Below are 19,198 nucleotides of genomic sequence, written 5' to 3' on the forward strand. Positions count from 1 at the left end.
TGTCATTTTGCACGAGTTTTTAAATGGTATTAAAAAGTCTAAATGAAAATAAAATACTTAAGTTATAATTAATCTATTTTCATTTTATCTAACGAAATAAAAAAATATTTTACGAGCAGTTACAATAGATGAAAATCTTGTAACTGCTTTCTTTACTTTTAAATCAATGTTTGTCAAAACGTGATTGGAACAGTAAAAACAGCGTTATAACAAAAACTGTGAAAAAAATCACAAAAAGTATTTACAACGAAAAAAATATAGTGTATAGTTCTGTATGTGAAATGATTAACAAAGAAAATTTAACCAACTTTTAGGAGGAACACAATGGCTAAGACATTGGAAAAAGAAGTTAAAGTAATCGATACAGATGCAGTAATCGACGATTTGGCAGCAAAAGCAAATGCGGCTGCTAAACAAATGGAAAACTTTACACAAGAACAAGTAGATAAAATCGTTCATGAAATGGCAATGGCTGCTTTAGACAAACATATGCCTTTAGCAAAAATGGCAGTTGAAGAAACTGGTCGTGGGATTGTTGAAGATAAAGCAATCAAAAACATGTACGCATCAGAATATATCTGGAATTCAATTAAACACGATAAAACAGTCGGCATTATTGGCGAAGACAAGCAAAAAGGTTTAATCGAAGTTGCAGGACCAGTTGGCGTGGTTGCAGCAGTTGTACCAACAACTAACCCAACTTCAACAACAATTTTTAAAGCGATGATCTCATTGAAAACTGCAAATGCAGTTATCTTCTCTTTCCACCCATCTGCACAAGAATGTTCAAAAGAAGCAGCTCGTATCGTGCGTGACGCTGCAATTGCAGCAGGTGCTCCTGAAAACTGTATCCAATGGATTGAAAAAGAACATTCTTCAATCGAAGCAACACAAAAATTAATGAATCATCCAGGCGTTGCCATTGTATTAGCAACTGGTGGTCCTGGTATGGTTAAATCAGCTTATTCAACTGGTAAACCAGCTCTAGGTGTAGGTGCAGGTAACGTACCAGCTTACATCGAAAAAACAGCTAAAATCAAACGGGCAGTAAATGACGTTATCGTTTCAAAAACATTTGATAACGGTATGATCTGTGCTTCTGAACAAGGCGTGATTGTCGATAAAGAAATCTACGCTGCTGTTAAAGCTGAATTTGAAGCGCATCAATGTTATGTTGTGAAAAAATCAGAATTGAAAAAATTAGAAGATGCTGTAATGAACGAAGGTAAATATGCTGTTAACCCAGCAATCGTTGGTCATCCAGCAGTTGAAATTGCAAAATTAGCCGGTATCAAAGTTCCTGAAGGGACAAAAATGCTAATCGCAGAACTTGACGGTGTGGGTGCGGATTATCCATTATCTCGCGAAAAATTATCACCAGTTTTAGCTATGATGAAAGCTGAAAGCACAGAACACGGTTTTGACCTAGCGCAAGGTATGTTGGAATTAGGCGGTCTTGGCCATACAGCAGTTATCCACTCTGAAAACGAAGACTTGCAATTACAATATGGCTTGAAAATGAAAGCTTGCCGGATCTTAGTAAACTCTCCATCTGCTGAAGGTGGTATCGGGAATATCTACAACGAAATGATTCCATCATTAACATTAGGTTGTGGCTCTTACGGTCGTAACTCTGTATCTAAGAACGTATCTGCGATCAACTTAATCAACGTTAAAACTATCGCGAAACGGAGAAATAACATGCAGTGGTTCAAATTACCTTCAAAAATTTACTTTGAAAAGAACTCTTTATTGTACTTGGAAAAAATGGAAAATGTTGAACGTGTCATGATCGTTTGTGACCCAGGTATGGTGCAATTTGGTTACGCAGATACAGTTCGTGAAGTTTTAGCTCGTCGTAAAAACGATGTGAAAATTGAAATCTTCTCAGATGTTGAACCTAACCCTTCAACAAACACTGTTTACAAAGGTCTTGAAGTATTCAACGCTTTCCAACCTGACACAGTAATTGCTCTTGGTGGTGGTTCTGCAATGGATGCGGCAAAAGGTATGTGGATGTTCTTTGAACACCCAGACACTTCATTCTTTGGCGCGAAACAAAAATTCTTAGATATCCGCAAACGGACTTACAAAATTGGCAAACCTGAAAAAACACAATTTGTATGTATCCCAACTACTTCAGGTACTGGTTCAGAAGTAACACCATTTGCAGTTATCACAGATAGCGAAACCCATGTAAAATACCCGTTAGCTGACTACGCATTGACTCCAGATGTTGCCATCGTGGATCCTCAGTTTGTAATGTCAGTACCAGCAGGTGTAACTGCCGATACAGGTATGGACGTATTAACTCACGCAATTGAATCATATGTTTCTGTTATGGCATCTGATTACACACGTGGTTTAAGTTTACAAGCAATTAAAATTGTCTTTGACTATTTAGAAAAATCAGTGAAAACACCGGATATGGAATCTCGTGAAAAAATGCATAACGCTTCAACAATGGCTGGTATGGCATTTGCGAATGCATTCTTGGGTATTTGTCACTCAATTGCACACAAAATTGGTGGTGAATACGGTATTCCTCACGGACGTACAAATGCGATTTTATTACCGCACATCATCCGTTACAATGCCAAAGACCCACAAAAACATGCGATGTTCCCTAAATATGACTACTTCCGTGCTGATACAGACTATGCGGATATTGCGAAATTCTTAGGCCTTAAAGGTGAAACAACTGAAGAATTAGTTGAAGCATTAGCAACAGCAGTTTACGAATTAGGTAAAAAAGTCGGCATCGACATGAGCTTGAAAGCCCAAGGTGTAACGCAACAAACATTGGATACAACTGTTGATCGTATGGCAGAACTTGCTTATGAAGACCAATGTACAACAGCAAATCCAAAAGAACCTTTAATCTCTGAATTAAAAGGTATCATTATTGAAGCGTACAACGAAAAAGCTTAATTTTATAGCTGACGTTTAAGACGATATTTGATATTTTTGATTAACAAAAACCGCCCGGCTTCTTAGCAGCTGGGCGGTTTTTTACTAGAAAAGGTTAAAATCTTTGCCTAGATAAATTCATTTACAGAAGATTCTTCATGTCTAACTTTCTGCGATATTAAGCCAAAATTCCAAGAAATTTGAAAAGCAATTTATTGAAATTCTGTCCTAATGCTTGGAAGCAAAACAAGTTCAAAAAGCTTTTCCAGTTGTCTAGCTTTCTGAATCACCCCTTCGGCCAAAAGCCAAAATTAGCAAAAATGAAACAGCCATTTTAGCAAATTGTGGTCTTATGGCTCAGGGCAGAGCGATTCCTTCAGCTTTTCTAGATGTCTAGTTTTTTGAACTAACTTTCTGCGACATTAAGCTAAAATTCCAAGAAATTTGAAAAGCAATTTATTGAAATTCTGTCCTAATGCTTGGAAGCAAAACGAGTTCAAAAAGCTTTTCTCATACTCCTTGACTTTTTGGGCACATAATTTGATACTTGGCTATAAAGAAATAAGGGGAAAGGAAGTGAAAAAATGTTAGCAGAAGCAATTGGGGAATTAAAAACGTCTCAAGTATTATTGAAGAAATTTGTCGCAGGAATTGAAAATCCTACTGATGACGCAACATTAATCCAATTACGTAATGACTTAGTCGATTACGGCGAAAGTTTATCTGTCGTAACATATTTTTTTAAAGATCAAGCAGAAAACGAGCTTAAAAATTATGAATTACGAAATATTTTGCAACAGCAATATACCTTATTACAAGCAATTATTGGTGAGTTACAGTCAACAGAAGGGCAAGCAGAAGCAAAAGCAAAATTTGATTTGACACCAGGGGCAATCCGGCGATTGACAGAAAGTTTAAAAGGTATCACAGAACTCAACCGGACTTTGCAAAAAGAACCTAATCTGGTAGTCGATTTAGCTAAAGTACCAGTTACAAAAGAAAGTGCGGCACCAGAAAAAAATGTTTTTTTAAACGACTTTTTAAAAAATGATCAATAAAAAATAACGTCCTTTTCAAATTTTGAAAAAAGACGTTATTTTTTGTTTTATCTAAGTGATAACTGAAGTTTAAAAACGAAGCGGTATTTCATTTTGTCCTCTGCTTGCATACTTTCTTACATCAATGCCGCGGGCTTGGCACCACTGCCAAACTTCATCAGTAAAAATAAGCGGAACTGTTTCTAAACTATGAGTATTTTTTTTACCTACCATGGTGTAAAGAAGCGCCAAATCTTCTTGCCAATTTTGAATCATCTCAATCGTAGCCTCAACGCCGTGGCTTAAAAGTTGATTTAAAATGGTGGCAGAAATACCTACTGTGTCAGCACCTAAAATTAATGATTTAAAAATATCAAAAGCATTGCGAATGCCACCTGAGGCGATTACTTCAAAGGAGCGCGTTACTTGGGCAGCTTCAAGTAACGAAATAACAGTCGATTGACCAAATTCACTTAAATACGCCATCTCACGTTTTGGTCGGCGTGCATTTTCAATTTGGGTAAAACTAGTACCGCCTTGACCAGAAACATCAATCGTTTGAACCCCAACACTGATTAATTGCAGCATCGCTTCTCTGGTCATGCCAAAGCCAACTTCTTTGACTATTACTGGTACTTGGAGTTTTGCGACAATTTCAGCGATGTTGTCTAACCAATCCGAAAAAGTTCGATCTCCTTCAGGCATGACCAATTCTTGCGGTGCATTTAGATGGATTTGTAAGGCGTTAGCACCAAATAGTTCCACGGCACGTTGCGCATTTTCTAAGGCATTGTGCGCACCAATATTGGCAAGAAAAAAGCCAGCTGGATTAATCTGGCGCACTATTTTAAAACTATCACTGACACTTTCGTCTTTTAAAGCAGCTGTGACAGAGCCTGTTGCCATCATTAACTGACATTCTTTAGCAATAAGGGCCAAATCGTGATTAATCTGTAATGACTTTTTGGAACCACCAGTCATGGCGTTAATGAAAAAAGGAAAGTTTTCTTCGTGATTTAAAATCTCTGTTTTTAAACTGACATCTTTTACATCAATTTGTGGTAACGGGGTATGAATTAAACGGACTGCGTCAAAATCATTTGTTTTTTCTTTATGAAAAGCTTTTGCTAAGCTTACGTGTTCATCTTTACGATTCATGCTGCGTCCTTTCTTCAACCTTTTTTTGATAATGATAAACGTGTAGGGGCAGCGGTGTGATACCAGCTTTTTCCCAAACGCTCATCAAAGGCAATATACCACTTTTTTGATCGGTAATCACGATACCGCAATCACCGCCACCAGCGCCAGAGGATTTGGCAGCACCGCCGTAATTTTCAGCTAAATCACAGAGCATTTTTAATGGGGGTGTTTCAATCGTGACATTGGTGATTTGGGTTAATTCGTTTAAAAGCCGCCGGTTCTTCTTGATCATTTTTTTTATCAAGCTGATATTTTGGGTGTGAAAACCAGTAATCATTTGCTCTACACAGTCTTTACTGGCGGCTAAAAATTCTTCATAAGAAGTAGAGGTTTTCTTATCTGCTCTGGATTCATTTACTTGATCCACCAGATCAGAAGTAGACGCAGGAGATCCTGTCCAACCGATCAACAAACGCAGATGAGAAACTTCTGGCAGCGGTGTAATAGCAAGCTTAGGCCATTTTTTTGCTAATAAAGTCGTGATACTTTCTGCTTGGCGATGTTTTTGCAACCAATTTTGTTCAAAGGTAGAAAAAGCAATCCAGCCGCCGTAAGAGCTTGCGGCAATATCTCCGCAAGAGCCATTGCCTTGCACTTCTAGGTGAGATAAGGCTGCGAGTTTAAAAGTCATCATGGGAGTTAGCGAAAGTTCATAAAACGCACTTAATGCTTTTACTGTTGCGACTGTTACCGCTCCGCTGGAACCAAGACCGTATTTACGACCATTAGAGTTATCCAATTCACTTGTGACCTTTAAATCAAAGAAAGCCAATTGTTTGCCTTGTTCTTGGGCATATTTTTCGGTGATTTTAATTGCTGCCAAAATATAATGAAATGGATTTTCCCGAATATCTAAAACCAGTTCGCCACCGCGGCGCGTCCATTTTACTGGTAATTCACTGTATTGCGCCGATTGGATGCTACCACTTTTTGTGGCTTTTGTGATGGTAACTGTGATAAATTGATCAACGGCGATAATAATTGCAGGGTGCCCAGCTTCAACCACGGCATATTCTCCTGCAATATAAAGTTTTCCTGGAGCCGAAGCTTCCACTAACATTTCTTTTTCCCCCTGTAATGTGTCTCCATTTATAAATACGTAATTCCTGGACCGCTAAAAGCGGTGACAAGCTGATCTGCTGCAAAATAATCACGTAATTTAGCTTTGATTTTTTCAGCATCTTTTTTCAGGCATAATACTTTAACATTTGGTCCAGCATCCATGGTGAAATAACAAGGGATTCCTGCTGCCCGCATTTTTCTGACCGCCTGCATTGCTTTTAAACTGTCAGGTGACCAATAAGTAAATGGTGGTACGGCTGCTAATGTCGTGCCGTGCATTTTTAAAGCATTGTTTTCAGCGATGCTACCTAACTTATTAAAATCTTGCGCGTGGATGGCAATTTTAGCACTGGCTAAATCTTGCGGTGCCGTTTGCAACCAACCTTCATAAAAGGCTGAAGTTTCGACTGTTCGTCGCATACCATCACGGCTGGAAACATCTTTTTCTTGATCGTTAATCAAAATAAAGAGCATTGCCAGTTCATTTTCCCAGCCATTGCTTGGCACCACTTCAGCAAAAGAAGTTTCATCGCTGTTACCTTTTTGCCATTCCACAAAACCAGGGAAAATACTGCGACAAGCAGAACCTGAACCACGGCGCGCTAAGCGGGATAAATCCCGATCAGACAAATCTAATTGCAGCGCTTGGTTGCAAGCGGCAGCTAGGGCGGCTAAGCCGCTTGAAGATGAAGCTAAACCAGCGGCATAAGGAACATGATTATAACTTTTTACTTCAGCGAAAAGCGGACAAGTTGCCATTTTGCGCACTAAGTCTAAAAAGCGGCTGACTTTTTCTGTGCTTTTTTCATCTTGTAAAATATCATCTAAATAAAAGGTATCTGCTGTTAAATCTTCTGAAAATATTACCGTCGTCTCGGTATAAAAAGCATCTAAAGTTAATGAGAGACTGTTGTTCATGGGAATAATTAATTCTTCATTGGCTTTGCCCCAGTATTTGATTAAGGCGATATTGGTGTGTGCCCGGGCACTTCCTTTAAGCATATTGATAAACTCCTAATTCTTGAATCCAAGTTGCTTTGGCACCTTGGTTAGTTAAAGCGGTCGTAATTTTTTTGGCGGTACTGTAATCTGAAGCTAGGGCGATCATGCAGCCACCCTTACCACCACCAGTTAGTTTAGCGCCTAGTGCGCCATTTTGATTGGCCACCATAATTAAATTATCCAATGTTTGATCGCTTACTTGTAGGGCGGCTAAGTTTTTTTGGGCAGCATTCATTAGTTCTCCCAGATACGCGGCTTGATTATTTAAAATAGCCTTTTTAGCTTTTAAAGTTAAGTCTCCTAGCTCATTAATTAAATGACCAGTAGTCTTATTATCTTGTTCAAAACGTTGCGCGACTGCTTTAACAGTTTGGCGGGTTTTGCCTTTAACACCGGTATCTGCCACAATTAAAAAGCCATTGATGTTGATAGGAAAAGTCTCAAAAGCTGCGCCTTTTTGAAATAAAATCGGTTCATCACCGGCTGTGGCTGCAGCATCAATGCCACTTGGATTCCCATGGGAAATTTTCTCAGCATAATTTACATAGGTTAATAAAAGCTCATGGCTTAGGGGTAAATTTTGCCAATCAAAAAATGCCCGGGTAATGGCTACCGCAACAGCAGCGCTTGATCCCATTCCTCTTTCAGCGGGAATGGTACTAGAAATTGTAATTTGTACTGGTGGCGTAGAAAAGTCATGACGCAATTGGTGAATGAGTGTTTTAATATTTTCCAGACTTTTTGGTGCCTTCGCTAAGGGATCGACAAAATAACCCGAACGTAATACGTCGTAAATGTGGTCGGTTATTTCAGCTGTGACATGGGTCGGTTGGAAAGGAAAAGCGATGGCGGGTTTTCCATAGACAACAGAATGTTCCCCCATCAAAATAATTTTTCCATTGGCATTACCTTCACCACTGGATTTCATGCAAATGCCTCATTTCTTTTTATATTTAAATAAAACAAAATATGTACTGCTTGTCCATTCTACTAAAAATTAAGCGAATCGTTAAGGGTTTATGAAAAATTTCAACGCTTTTCAATTTTTTCTTAAGAGATTTTTTTAACTTCTTTTTTTAAATTCATTGCATTTATAAAGGTAAACTATAGAAAGCTATTTTTTTGTCAGTCAAATAATTTTTTTCACTCAGGTGGCTTGTTCTAATTTTTAAGCCATATTGGTAGCGGATTTTATCAAAATAGTACCTGTTTTTGTGAGTACTTTCTTATTTGACGCAACAAGATGTTGTGGGGTATAGTGTGTCAGGTAGAGAAAAAACACAATATTTAGTGATAGGTGAGTTGGAGGTCCATGAGTGTGATTGTATTAGCAGGTACCATTGGCGCAGGTAAATCAAGTTTAACAGAAATGATTGCCAATCATTTAAACAGCGAAGCATTTTATGAATCAGTTGATGATAATGAAGTATTGCCCTTATTTTATCAAGATCCCAATAAATATGCTTTTTTATTGCAAATTTACTTTTTGAATAAACGATTTGATAGTATAAAAAAAGCATTGCAACACGAAGACAATGTTTTGGATCGTTCGATCTATGAAGATTCTTTATTATTTCATTTAAATGCTGATTTGGGTCGGGCAACTGCCACAGAAGTACAAGTGTACGATGAATTGTTGGCCAATATGATGCAAGAATTGCCATTTGCCGCTCAAAAAAAGCATCCTGATTTATTGGTTCACATCAAAGTGTCCTTTGAAACGATGTTAGCGCGAATTAAAAAACGTGGCCGCGAGTTTGAACAATTGGAATATGATCCAAGTCTTTACGATTATTATCAAGAATTAAATCGTCGTTATGATGCGTGGTTTGAAAACTATCACGAGAGTCCAAAATTACAAATTGATGGCGATCTGTTGAATTTCGTGGAAGATGAAGTAGCGGCAAAAGAAGTTATCCAACTGATTGATGACAAGTTGGCAGAAATTCGCCAATTAGAATTTATCGGCTAAAAAGTAAAACGCTGGAATCCAGGCTTATGAATAGGGATTCCAGCGTTTTTTGTTATAATTGAAGATAGAAAATCAAATGAGGTGGAATATGGAACATAAAAGAGAATTTAATCAAGGCGCCTCTTATTGGGTCCAAGTCGATAATCACAGTGTCACCACTTTAAGTGAATTACAAGAAAAGTACCAGTTAAGTGATGAGATGCTGACATATTCTTTAGATAAAAACGAACGCGCGCGGGTAGAATATGATCCCGAAGAACATGCTTTTTTACTGGTTTATAACGTGCCTCATCGCCATAAAACAGATAATCATTATGAAACAAGTCCGATGACTTTTATTATTAAAGAACATCATCTTTTTTCTTTTACGACAGAGCATACCAGCTATGTAGCAGATATGATGGAGAATTTACTCCACAAAAATAGTAAACAAAGTGAATACAGCTTATTGTTCCACACGCTATTTTTAATCTCAGATTCTTTTTTTCCTTTGATTGAAGAAGTGAACAGTGAGCGGATGCGTTTAAATCAAAAACTGCGGGAAAAGACGACAAATAAAAATTTACTGGAACTTTCTGACCTTGAAATTGGTTTGGTCTATTTAGTAACAGCGACCAAACAAAATGCGGTCTTATTGCAACAAATCCGCGCCTTGAATATTTTCCATCGCCTGCAAGATAATGAAAAAGAGCAATTGGAAGATGCTCTAATTGAAGCCAAGCAAGCAGTGGAGATGACGAATTTAGCTGCTCAAGTTATTGACCAACTTTCAGGTGCCTATAATAATCTTTTAAATAATAATTTGAATGATACGATGAAATTTTTAACTATTTGGTCGTTATTGCTTACGGTACCGACGATTGTTACGGGCTTTTTTGGCATGAATGTTCCGCTGCCATTCTCCAATTCTGTTTTTGGTTGGGGGATTGCAATGTTGATCAGCATTGGCTTATCTGTTTGGATGCTTTTGGCTATGTGGCGCCGAATTAAATAAGCTAATCTTTAATAACAAGCCCCAGACTAGCTGCAATAACTAAGGCTTGTTGGGAATTGACAATGAGCCCGCGCAAGTTTTCTTGCTCTAAAATGATGCGATAAAATTTGTTATTGCTAAAATCAAGCTTGTTTAAAGATGTATGGCCCCAATTACTACCTGTTAAATCATTGTTAATGAAGTTTATATGTTGCCATTTCAGATTGTAAAATTCACTATCAGTCAGGCGACAATTGGCGAAAGTCACAACTTTCAAATTTCCTTGACTAAAAGAGACAAAGTCACAAAGACAGTCGTGAAATTGACAATCGCGTAAATAACTTTCTGCAAAATTGGCTCCCGTGAGCTTACATTGTTCAAAAATTACTTGATGAAAGCTGGCTTTAAGCCATTCAATATTGGAAAAATCACAATTACGAAAAATCACGTTGCTAGCCTCGAAATTGTCCAGGCGGGTTTTATGCAAGGTGATTTTTTCTAATTCACTTTGACGAATGATGATGTTTTTACCAGTTAAATAGCTGTGATCGCTATTAGTAAAACGATTTGCTTCAAAGTAGGCTTCATCTTCAATAAAAAAATCATTTTTAATTAAAACTGGTAATTGAGGTGGGGCAGGCTGCTTCATTGGCGCGTCTCCTTTGTGGTTTGTTAGTTGCATTTTAGCTAAAAAAAATACTAAAAACAAATTAAGCTAAAACAGATATGTCATTTCACTTAAAAATATTTATTATTTTAGAATAATTATTGTGAAAAATATTTTATCTCATAAATTTCTAATATTGAAAACGTATTATCGCAAGCTTTAGAATGAAAACTCCTGTTATAAATAAGGCAATAGAGATTCACAAGCAGAATGATCGCCTTTAGCTTCTTTTTTTTCTAGAATGTAAACGGAAACAGAAAATAGATTGTTTCACACTTATTTTTTCAGAATTGCTTTTTTCTCTTTTTTGAAAAAGTTTGTGAAAAAAGTAGTATGAATGAGTTTATTATTGGAGGAATAAAAAATGACAAAAACGATTATTGTCGGAACTAACCATGCCGGAATTGCTGCTGCAAATACATTATTAGATAATTACCCAGATCAAGAAGTCGTGATGATCGACCGCAATACGAACTTAAGTTACTTGGGTTGCGGCACTGCCTTGTGGGTAGGCCGTCAAATAGATGGTTATCAAGACCTTTTTTATACAAATAAAGAAGCATTTGAAGAAAAAGGCGCCAAAATTTATATGGAAACTTCTGTAACCAGCGTTGATTTTAACAAAAAAATCGTTCATTGCGAGAAAAAAGACGGTTCTACGTTTGAAGAAAATTATGACAAAATTATTTTAGCCACAGGTTCTCGCCCAATTTCACCTAAAGTACCCGGTCACGATTTAGACGGAATTCACTTCTTGAAATTATTCCAAGAAGGACAAGATGTTGATCGCGAAATGGCACGAGACAGTGTAAAAACAGTGGCTGTCATTGGTGCTGGTTATATCGGTGTAGAAATTGCAGAAGCAGCAAAACGCCGAGGCAAAAATGTCTTATTATTTGATGCTGCTGATCGTTCATTGCCTTCATATTATGATAAATGGTTTACAGATGATATGGATAAAAATTTGGCAGATCACGGGATTGAATTACATTTTGGAGAATTGATCAAAGAATATAAAGGTGATAGCCGCGTAGATGCCGTTGTTTCTGAAAAAGGCGAATACCCAGTGGACATGGTTATTAATGCGATTGGTTTTGGGCCAAATGCACAATTAGGAAAAGATCATTTAGAATTATTTGCTAATGGGGCTTATTTAGTTGATCGTCACCAACAAACAAGTGATCCAGATGTTTATGCAGTCGGAGATTGTGCGACCATTTACTCTAATGCACTTGATGCTACGACTTATATTGCACTTGCCTCTAATGCTGTTCGTACAGGAATTGTGGCGGGTCATAATATTGGTGGCACACCGGTTGAATCTGCTGGCGTTCAAGGCTCAAATGGTATTTCAATTTTTGGCTTTAATATGGTTTCAACAGGCTTGTCTGTTGCTGCAGCCCAAAAGAACAACATGGAAGTTAAATACACGGACTACGAAGACTTGCAAAAACCTGGTTTTATTAAAGAAGAAAATGGCGATGTGAAAATTCGTATCGTTTACGAAGCGTCTTCACGTCGAATTGTCGGTGCACAAATGTCTTCCACCGAAGATATTTCCATGGCAATCCATATGTTCTCGCTGGCAATCAGCAAACACGTTACAATCGACGAATTAAAATTATTGGATATCTTCTTCTTGCCACACTTTAACCAACCTTACAACTACATTACAATGGCTGCTTTAGCTGCTGAATAGGTAGAAAAATAAAATAAGTGTAAAAACGTTAAGAGCAGTTTTATCGCTGTTCTTAGCGTTTTTTTGTAATCTTAAAAAAATTTAGGCTGTTGGGAAAAAGTTTGTCGTTATAGTGCTACTTGTATTTGGTAGTTATGAAAACTGACAGGCTTCTTTTTATTAAATGCGAAAATATTGGAAATAAAGAATATTTCAAGTGGTAGGATTAGTTTTCACTTGACGCCTCCTATAGGGATAACGGCATAATGAAATAGTAGACAATTTATTTTAAGTGGTAGGCTGATTATTAAAAACTTAGGGAGGATTAAAATGGCAAGACCAAAAACAAAAGAAGCGTTACTTCAAGCAGGAAATGATACTTATCTTAATATGATGGAATTATTAGACACACTGCCACAGGAAAGTTTAACGCAAAATTTCACCTTTGACGTTGAAAAGGAAAAGCAAGCACATTGGCAGCGGGATAAAAATTTACGGGATGTTTTCGTGCATCTGTATGAATGGCACAAGCTGCTGTTAGATTGGGTAGCGGCCAATCAAAAAGGAAAAGCAAAGCAGTTTTTAAAAGCTGGCTATAATTGGAAAACTTATGGGAAAATGAATGAGGAATTTTTTTTAAAACATCAAAATACCAGTTATGAAGAGGCGTTGCAACTTATAGCTAAAACGCATTACCAAGTTATGGATTTGGCTAAGACATTTTCGAATGAAGAATTATTTGAAAAAGGAGTATTTCCGTGGGTGGGAGGCAGTACCTTAGGAAGCTATTTTGTTTCTGCAACAGCGAGTCACTATGAATGGGCAATGAAAAAAATCAAACGATTCAAAAAGAGTTTGTAGCTCCGTAGTAAAAAAGTCTGTCTACCCAAGTATGTTTAATCTTATGCGTAAGAGTAACCAAATTTTGAAAACAAATATAAAAGAATATTCAGAAAATTTAGAATAAACTGTTGACATCATTTTCACGAAGCTTTATGATATTTGTAACAAACAAGCAGGTGATGAAAATGACAACTTCGACATTCATGATGAATTTATTATTATAGCCTAGGACTCTTTTGGTAATTTAAGAGTCCTATTCGCATTGCATTAACGGTTAAAACCTTAATGGAATGCTTTTTTTATAAATTTTTTTGGAGATAAAAGCTGTTGCACATTGCAAATTACCGCATCAAGGAGGGAATTACATGCGTGAGATTCAATTTTTTGACACAACGCTACGGGATGGCGAACAAACTCCCGGTGTTAATTTTAATACGAAAGAAAAGGTGCAGATTGCCTTACAGTTAGAAAAATGGGGCATTGATACAATTGAAGCGGGCTTTCCGATTGCTTCAGAGGGAGATTTTGAGGCTGTAACAGCAATTGCCAAAGCGGCAACCACTATGACGGTAGCTGGCTTAGCGCGGTGCCAGAAAAAAGATATTGATCGTGCTTATGAAGCGTTGCAACATGCTAAGTTTCCTCAAATTCATGTCTTTTTGGCAACGAGTGATGTGCATATGCAATACAAATTAAAAATGACAGAAGATCAAGTCTTGGCAGCGATTTGGGAACATGTGAGTTATGCAAAAGAAAAATTCGCCAAGGTTCAATTTTCACCTGAAGATGCTACTCGTACCAACAAAGAATTTTTATTAAAAGCTGTTCAAACGGCAATTGATGCGGGTGCCACAATTATCAATATCCCCGACACAGTCGGTTATTCCAATCCAACTGAATATGGTGCTTTGTTCAAATATTTATTGGCAAATATCAAAAGTGAAGAAGAAATTATTTTTTCTTCCCATTGTCACGATGATTTAGGTATGGCCACAGCCAACGCATTGGCTGCAATTGAAAATGGTGCCAATCGAATCGAGGGTACAATAAATGGTATTGGTGAACGTGCGGGAAATACGGCTTTAGAGGAAGTGGCCGTAGCACTGCATATTCGCCGTGATTTCTATCAATGTGAAAATAAAATTCAACTTAAAGAAACAAAACGAACCAGTGATTTAATCGCCCGTCTTTCAGGAATTTCTATTCCGCGTAATAAAGCGATTATTGGCGGCAATGCCTATGCCCACGAGTCAGGAATTCATCAAGATGGTGTTTTAAAAAATCCAGAAACATATGAAATTATTACGCCACAATTAGTGGGGGTGAATACGAACTCCTTGCCACTGGGAAAACTTTCTGGCCGTCACGCTTTTGTAACCAAAATGGAGGAATTGGGCTACAGCTTAGCAGAAGCAGAAGTCAAACCACTTTTTAAACGTTTCAAAAATTTGGCAGATAAGAAAAAGCAAATTACTGACGCGGATCTCCTGGCTTTGGTAGCCGATCAAGTACGCCAAGAAGAAACAAGTCTTCACTTAGCTGGTGTGCAGTTACAGTATGTTTCTAATGGCCATCAAGGCGCGATTGTTTCGGTTCGTGACAAAAAAGGAGAAATCAAAATGGCTTCTGCGATTGGTTCTGGCAGTATTCAAGCAATCTACAATTCAATCGATCAGATTTTTGAACAACAGCCAGTTTTGATCAGCTATGAAATCACCGCTTTAACTGCTGGCGAAGATGCGCAAGCACAAGTGCAGGTGATTTTAGAATGTCCCCAGACAAAAAAACGGATTAACGGAATTGGCATTGATTTTGATGTCTTAGAAGCTTCGGCAAAAGCCTATGTTCAAGCCAGTGGTAACCTAAAAAATCTTTTCTCAGAAGATAAATAATAAAGGTGAGGGGAATCGTGATGAAAAAAATTACAGTTTTAGCCGGGGATGGAATTGGACCGGAAATTATGAATAGTGCCATTGCTGTGTTGCAGGCAGCTGCACCCAAGTGTGGTCAGGAATTTCAATTTGATGAACAACCTTTTGGCGGTGCTGGAATTGAAGTCAGTGGTAAAGGATTGCCGCAAAAAACATTAGTTGCCTGTCAAAATGCGGATGCAATTTTATTAGGGGCTATTGGTGGTATTGCAGGTTCACCTTGGGAAAAAGCCGAACAAACGCCTGAACAAGGACTGTTAGCCCTACGAAAAGCGTTAAATCTCTTTGCCAATATTCGGCCAATCAGTGTGCCAGATGCACTGCTACCCTTATCTCCCATTAAAGAAGCAATCGTAAAAGGGACAGATTTTATCGTGGTGAGGGAATTAACCAGTGGCATTTATTTTGGCGAACCAAGAGAGTTACAAGAACAAGCAGCTTTTGATACCTGCCGTTACACGCAAAAAGAAGTTACGCGAATTGCCCATAAAGCTTTTCAAATTGCACAAACTCGTAATAAAAAAGTAACGTCGGTGGATAAAGCCAATGTATTGGCTACAAGTAAATTATGGCGCAAAGTTGTGACGCAAGTAGCCAAACAATACCCTGATTGTACATTGGAACATCAGCTGGTTGATTCCTGTGCGATGCGTATCGTGCAAAAGCCCACAGAATTTGATGTGATTGTCACAGAAAATTTATTTGGTGATATTTTAAGCGATGAAGCCTCTGTTTTACCGGGAACATTAGGTGTTTTGCCAAGTGCTAGTCATAGTGAAAACGGTGTGTCATTATATGAACCCATTCACGGTTCAGCCCCAGATATTGCCGGAAAAAATATTGCCAATCCTGCTTCAATGATTTTATCAGCGGCTTTAATGTTACGACAAAGTTTTAGTGAAGAAAAAATGGCGCAAGCAATTGAAACAGCCGTTTTTGCGGTTATGGATGAAGGTGTCATTACGGCTGATTTAGGCGGTAGTGCAAAGACGACGGAATTTACAACAGCTGTCATAAATAAAATTCAAGCATAAACAGTTTGTGGATTAAAGGAAGAAAAACATATGTGCATAAGAGGGGAGTAAAAAGATGGGAAAAACACTTTTTGATAAGATTTGGGAACGTCACGTCATTAAAGGAGAAGCAGGAGGCGCTCAATTATTATATGTAGATCTGCAGCTGATCCATGAAGTTACTTCACCGCAAGCTTTTGAAGGCTTGCGACAAGCTAAGCGTAAAGTTCGCTGTCCCAAGCGAGTTTTTGCCACGATGGATCATAATGTCCCAACGGTGGATATTCATAATATCACGGACTTGATTGCAAAAAAGCAAATCGATACTTTACGCCAAAATTGTCAGGAATTTGGGATTGAGCTTTGTGATAATGGTTCAGAAAATCAAGGAATTGTTCACATGGTAGGACCAGAGATGGGGTTGACACAACCAGGTAAAGTCATTGTTTGTGGCGATTCCCACACGGCTACTCATGGTGCTTTTGGCGCAATTGCCTTTGGGATTGGCACAAGTGAGGTGGAACATGTTTTTGCAACGCAAACAATTTGGCAGAAAAAACCAAAACGCATGGGTATTAAAGTAACAGGGAAATTACAACCAGGAGTTTATGCTAAAGATATTATTTTAGCTTTGATTGCTAAATACGGTACGGATTTTGGTGTTGGCTATGCGGCGGAGTTTTTCGGAGATACAATTACGAATTTATCAATGGAAGAGCGGATGACTATTTGTAATATGGCAATTGAAGGTGGTGCTAAAATGGGGATGATGGCCCCGGATCAAAAGACATTTGATTATGTTGCAAAACGTAAATATGCACCTAGAAATATGGACGCAGCTATAGCCGATTGGCAGACGCTTTATACAGATGAAGATGCCCAATTTGATACGTTATTAGAATTGGATGCCAAAAATTTAGCACCTTATATTACCTGGGGGACCAATCCGGAGATGGGGGTTTCTTTTGAAGAGAACTTTCCTGCAATCAAAGATCATAATGATGCATTAGCTTATGAATATATGGATTTAAAGCCTGGTCAAACACCCAATGATATTCCAATTGAATATGTTTTTATTGGTTCTTGTACTAACGGCCGACTTTCAGATTTACAAGAAGCCGCTAAAATTATTGCAGGCAAAAAAATTAAAGTCGGTGTCACGGGCATTGTTGTACCAGGTTCACGACCAGTAAAAAAGGCCGCTGAAAAGTTAGGGCTAGATGAAGTTTTCAAGGCCGCAGGATTTGAATGGCGAGAACCCGGCTGTTCCATGTGTTTGGGGATGAATCCAGATAAAGTTCCTGAGTTTGTCCACTGTGCCTCTACTTCTAATCGCAACTTTGTGGGCCGTCAAGGGAAAAATTCCCGCACGCATCTATGTAGTCCGGCTATGGCGGCTGCCGCTGCGCTAAATGGAACTTTTGTCGATGTACGAAAAATCGTGAAAGGAGCTGCATGTTAATGGAGGCATTTAAAGTCTATACGGGAATGACTGTTCCTTTTATGAATGATAATGTGGATACCGACCAAATTATTCCAAAAACGTATTTGAAACGTGTAGATAAAAAAGGTTTTGGTGAATTTCTTTTTGATGATTGGCGCTATTTGTCAGATCACAGGCCCAATCCTGAATTTGTGTTAAACTTTCCAGAGTATCAAAAGGCTACGATTTTAGTTTCAGGCGATAATTTTGGTTCTGGTTCTTCGCGAGAACACGCGGCCTGGGCTTTAATGGATTATGGCTTTAAAGCAGTTATTGCTGGCAGTTTTAGTGACATTTTTTATATGAATGCGACTAAAAATGGCCTGTTGCCGATTGCTTTAGACAAAGTAGCACGAGAAAAATTAGCAGCTGTATCACCGACCGCTAAAATTACGATCGATTTACCAAACCAAGTTGTCAAAACAAAAGAGGACACATTTTCATTTGCTATTGATGAAACGTGGAAAAATAAATTGGTGAATGGCTTAGATGAAATTGGGATTACCTTGCAAGCAGAAGAATTGATTAGCCAATATGAAAATGAAGGTGTGCCCACCTATTGGCGTTAACAAAAAAGCTTTCTGTCAGTCTCTGGGATGAAATCACTAAAAAATTAAAGTAAGAGCTTAATTTTTTAGTGATTTCATCTACAGGTACATTTACAGACGGCTTTTTTTTGTCTCACTTTATGAATCACTACGGCCATAAGCAAAAATTTTCAAAAATAAAAAGCCATTCTAGCAAATTTTGTTATATAGCTTGGGACAAAAAGGTTCCTTAAGCTTTTCAAGCTGGCTTGTTTTTTTATCCAACTTTCTGCGATATTAAGCCAAACTTTCAAGAAAATTGAAAAGCAATTATTGAAATTCTGTCTTATTGTATAAAAGCAAAACGAGTTTTAAAAACTTCTCTACTTTAAAAAGCCAAGTTTAGTTGATTTAAAAAGTGCATGAGTTGATGGTAGTCAATTTCGGGATTGCGGCTTTTAATATTTTGATAAACTTTTTTTGAAATATTAGGTAATTGGGATTTAATTTCTCGCCCTTTTTGGGTTAAATCAATTTTTAGAATTCGCTCATCTTCAGGAGAACGGCTACGATTTAGTAATCCTTGATTCTCCATTTTTTTTAAAAGTGGGCTTAAAGTGCCCGAATCTAGGAATAATTTTTCACCTAAACATTTTACACTCATATCCTCTTCAATCGCCAATAAAGCGATAAAACTTGTATAAGTCAAATCCAATTCTGCTAGAAAAGGTTTATATAACCGAATTATTTCTTTTGAGGCAACATACAGCTGAAAACATAATTCTTTTGTTAAAAAATCTTCCGCCAATTTTTTCACGTCCTTTTAATTTCTTTTAGTCTAAGCAGAATCTAAATTTTTGTCAAACACAATTAAATTGTATACAATTTAATTTGTAAATA

Annotated in this window: 16 protein-coding genes; 10 read left to right on the plus strand and 6 right to left on the minus strand. The window is 37.7% G+C overall.

What is annotated here, in order from left to right; translation table 11 throughout:
- Window positions 1-324 precede the first annotated feature (324 nt).
- Window positions 325-2,931, plus strand: coding sequence for a bifunctional acetaldehyde-CoA/alcohol dehydrogenase (gene adhE / locus P3T75_RS02290; protein ID WP_206903586.1), 2,607 nt, complete (start codon window positions 325-327; stop codon window positions 2,929-2,931).
- A gap of 563 nt (window positions 2,932-3,494) precedes the next feature.
- A complete protein-coding gene (locus P3T75_RS02295) occupies window positions 3,495-3,968 on the plus strand; it encodes a hypothetical protein (RefSeq protein ID WP_282462101.1) in 474 nt (157 codons plus the stop codon).
- 69 nt (window positions 3,969-4,037) lie between these two features.
- On the opposite strand, the gene fni is transcribed toward P3T75_RS02295, so the two are convergent.
- The 4 genes from fni to mvk are packed head-to-tail and all read right to left on the minus strand — an operon-like array spanning window position 4,038 to window position 8,139.
- Window positions 4,038-5,105, minus strand: coding sequence for a type 2 isopentenyl-diphosphate Delta-isomerase (fni, locus tag P3T75_RS02300; RefSeq protein WP_195515716.1), 1,068 nt, complete (start codon window positions 5,103-5,105; stop codon window positions 4,038-4,040).
- Complete coding sequence (locus P3T75_RS02305) at window positions 5,095-6,207, minus strand: phosphomevalonate kinase (RefSeq protein ID WP_282462102.1); 1,113 nt, start codon at window positions 6,205-6,207, stop codon at window positions 5,095-5,097. The genes fni and P3T75_RS02305 overlap by 11 nt, the downstream gene beginning before the upstream one ends.
- Before the next feature lie 29 nt (window positions 6,208-6,236).
- Window positions 6,237-7,211, minus strand: coding sequence for a diphosphomevalonate decarboxylase (mvaD, locus tag P3T75_RS02310; RefSeq protein WP_282462103.1), 975 nt, complete (start codon window positions 7,209-7,211; stop codon window positions 6,237-6,239).
- Window positions 7,204-8,139: a mevalonate kinase gene (mvk, locus tag P3T75_RS02315; RefSeq protein ID WP_282462104.1), complete on the minus strand. Its 936-nt coding sequence runs from the start codon at window positions 8,137-8,139 to the stop codon at window positions 7,204-7,206. Before mvk ends, mvaD begins: the two co-directional genes overlap by 8 nt.
- Window positions 8,140-8,523: 384 nt before the next feature.
- Between mvk and P3T75_RS02320 the strand changes: the two genes are divergently transcribed.
- Window positions 8,524-9,183, plus strand: coding sequence for a deoxynucleoside kinase (locus tag P3T75_RS02320; protein WP_206903592.1), 660 nt, complete (start codon window positions 8,524-8,526; stop codon window positions 9,181-9,183).
- An 88-nt stretch (window positions 9,184-9,271) separates the two neighbouring features.
- The gene (locus P3T75_RS02325; protein ID WP_282462105.1) at window positions 9,272-10,177 is read left to right on the plus strand and encodes a magnesium transporter CorA family protein; all 906 of its coding nucleotides are present in this window, start codon (window positions 9,272-9,274) and stop codon (window positions 10,175-10,177) included.
- A 1-nt stretch (window position 10,178) separates the two neighbouring features.
- Here P3T75_RS02325 and P3T75_RS02330 read toward each other — a convergent pair whose 3' ends face one another.
- Window positions 10,179-10,805 (minus strand): pentapeptide repeat-containing protein, encoded by a 627-nt coding sequence (locus P3T75_RS02330; RefSeq protein WP_230711269.1) that lies wholly within the window; start codon window positions 10,803-10,805, stop codon window positions 10,179-10,181.
- A 382-nt stretch (window positions 10,806-11,187) separates the two neighbouring features.
- Here P3T75_RS02330 and nox point away from each other — a divergent pair, with 382 nt between their 5' ends.
- The 6 genes from nox (at window position 11,188) to leuD (ending at window position 18,340) form a co-directional block, all read left to right on the plus strand.
- Window positions 11,188-12,522, plus strand: coding sequence for a H2O-forming NADH oxidase (nox, locus tag P3T75_RS02335; protein ID WP_282462106.1), 1,335 nt, complete (start codon window positions 11,188-11,190; stop codon window positions 12,520-12,522).
- 309 nt (window positions 12,523-12,831) lie between these two features.
- On the plus strand, window positions 12,832-13,362 hold the full coding sequence (locus P3T75_RS02340) for a ClbS/DfsB family four-helix bundle protein (protein ID WP_230711271.1): 531 nt from the start codon (window positions 12,832-12,834) through the stop codon (window positions 13,360-13,362).
- Between the two features lie 347 nt (window positions 13,363-13,709).
- The gene (locus tag P3T75_RS02345; protein WP_282462107.1) at window positions 13,710-15,236 is read left to right on the plus strand and encodes a 2-isopropylmalate synthase; all 1,527 of its coding nucleotides are present in this window, start codon (window positions 13,710-13,712) and stop codon (window positions 15,234-15,236) included.
- A 20-nt stretch (window positions 15,237-15,256) separates the two neighbouring features.
- Window positions 15,257-16,309 (plus strand): 3-isopropylmalate dehydrogenase, encoded by a 1,053-nt coding sequence (gene leuB / locus P3T75_RS02350; protein ID WP_407649825.1) that lies wholly within the window; start codon window positions 15,257-15,259, stop codon window positions 16,307-16,309.
- 55 nt (window positions 16,310-16,364) lie between these two features.
- Complete coding sequence (gene leuC, locus P3T75_RS02355; RefSeq protein WP_016173749.1) at window positions 16,365-17,750, plus strand: 3-isopropylmalate dehydratase large subunit; 1,386 nt, start codon at window positions 16,365-16,367, stop codon at window positions 17,748-17,750.
- Window positions 17,750-18,340: a 3-isopropylmalate dehydratase small subunit gene (leuD, locus tag P3T75_RS02360; RefSeq protein WP_282462109.1), complete on the plus strand. Its 591-nt coding sequence runs from the start codon at window positions 17,750-17,752 to the stop codon at window positions 18,338-18,340. The genes leuC and leuD overlap by 1 nt, the downstream gene beginning before the upstream one ends.
- 346 nt (window positions 18,341-18,686) lie before the next feature.
- On the opposite strand, the gene P3T75_RS02365 is transcribed toward leuD, so the two are convergent.
- A complete protein-coding gene (locus tag P3T75_RS02365; RefSeq protein WP_206903600.1) occupies window positions 18,687-19,106 on the minus strand; it encodes a MarR family winged helix-turn-helix transcriptional regulator in 420 nt (139 codons plus the stop codon).
- Between the last annotated feature and the right edge of the window lie 92 nt (window positions 19,107-19,198).

Origin of the sequence: Enterococcus montenegrensis (assembly GCF_029983095.1) — a bacterium.
In the GTDB taxonomy this organism is placed as follows: domain Bacteria; phylum Bacillota; class Bacilli; order Lactobacillales; family Enterococcaceae; genus Enterococcus_C; species Enterococcus_C montenegrensis.

Coding starts and splice junctions, on each gene's coding strand:
- P3T75_RS02305 (WP_282462102.1), bottom strand. CDS start 6,207: ATGTTAGTGGAAGCTTCGGCTCCAGGAAAACTTTATATTGCAGGAGAA.
- adhE (WP_206903586.1), top strand. CDS start 325: ATGGCTAAGACATTGGAAAAAGAAGTTAAAGTAATCGATACAGATGCA.
- P3T75_RS02320 (WP_206903592.1), top strand. CDS start 8,524: ATGAGTGTGATTGTATTAGCAGGTACCATTGGCGCAGGTAAATCAAGT.
- P3T75_RS02330 (WP_230711269.1), bottom strand. CDS start 10,805: ATGAAGCAGCCTGCCCCACCTCAATTACCAGTTTTAATTAAAAATGAT.
- mvaD (WP_282462103.1), bottom strand. CDS start 7,211: ATGCTTAAAGGAAGTGCCCGGGCACACACCAATATCGCCTTAATCAAA.
- nox (WP_282462106.1), top strand. CDS start 11,188: ATGACAAAAACGATTATTGTCGGAACTAACCATGCCGGAATTGCTGCT.
- leuB (WP_407649825.1), top strand. CDS start 15,257: ATGAAAAAAATTACAGTTTTAGCCGGGGATGGAATTGGACCGGAAATT.
- P3T75_RS02295 (WP_282462101.1), top strand. CDS start 3,495: ATGTTAGCAGAAGCAATTGGGGAATTAAAAACGTCTCAAGTATTATTG.
- P3T75_RS02345 (WP_282462107.1), top strand. CDS start 13,710: ATGCGTGAGATTCAATTTTTTGACACAACGCTACGGGATGGCGAACAA.
- P3T75_RS02325 (WP_282462105.1), top strand. CDS start 9,272: ATGGAACATAAAAGAGAATTTAATCAAGGCGCCTCTTATTGGGTCCAA.
- leuC (WP_016173749.1), top strand. CDS start 16,365: ATGGGAAAAACACTTTTTGATAAGATTTGGGAACGTCACGTCATTAAA.
- leuD (WP_282462109.1), top strand. CDS start 17,750: ATGGAGGCATTTAAAGTCTATACGGGAATGACTGTTCCTTTTATGAAT.
- P3T75_RS02340 (WP_230711271.1), top strand. CDS start 12,832: ATGGCAAGACCAAAAACAAAAGAAGCGTTACTTCAAGCAGGAAATGAT.
- mvk (WP_282462104.1), bottom strand. CDS start 8,139: ATGAAATCCAGTGGTGAAGGTAATGCCAATGGAAAAATTATTTTGATG.
- fni (WP_195515716.1), bottom strand. CDS start 5,105: ATGAATCGTAAAGATGAACACGTAAGCTTAGCAAAAGCTTTTCATAAA.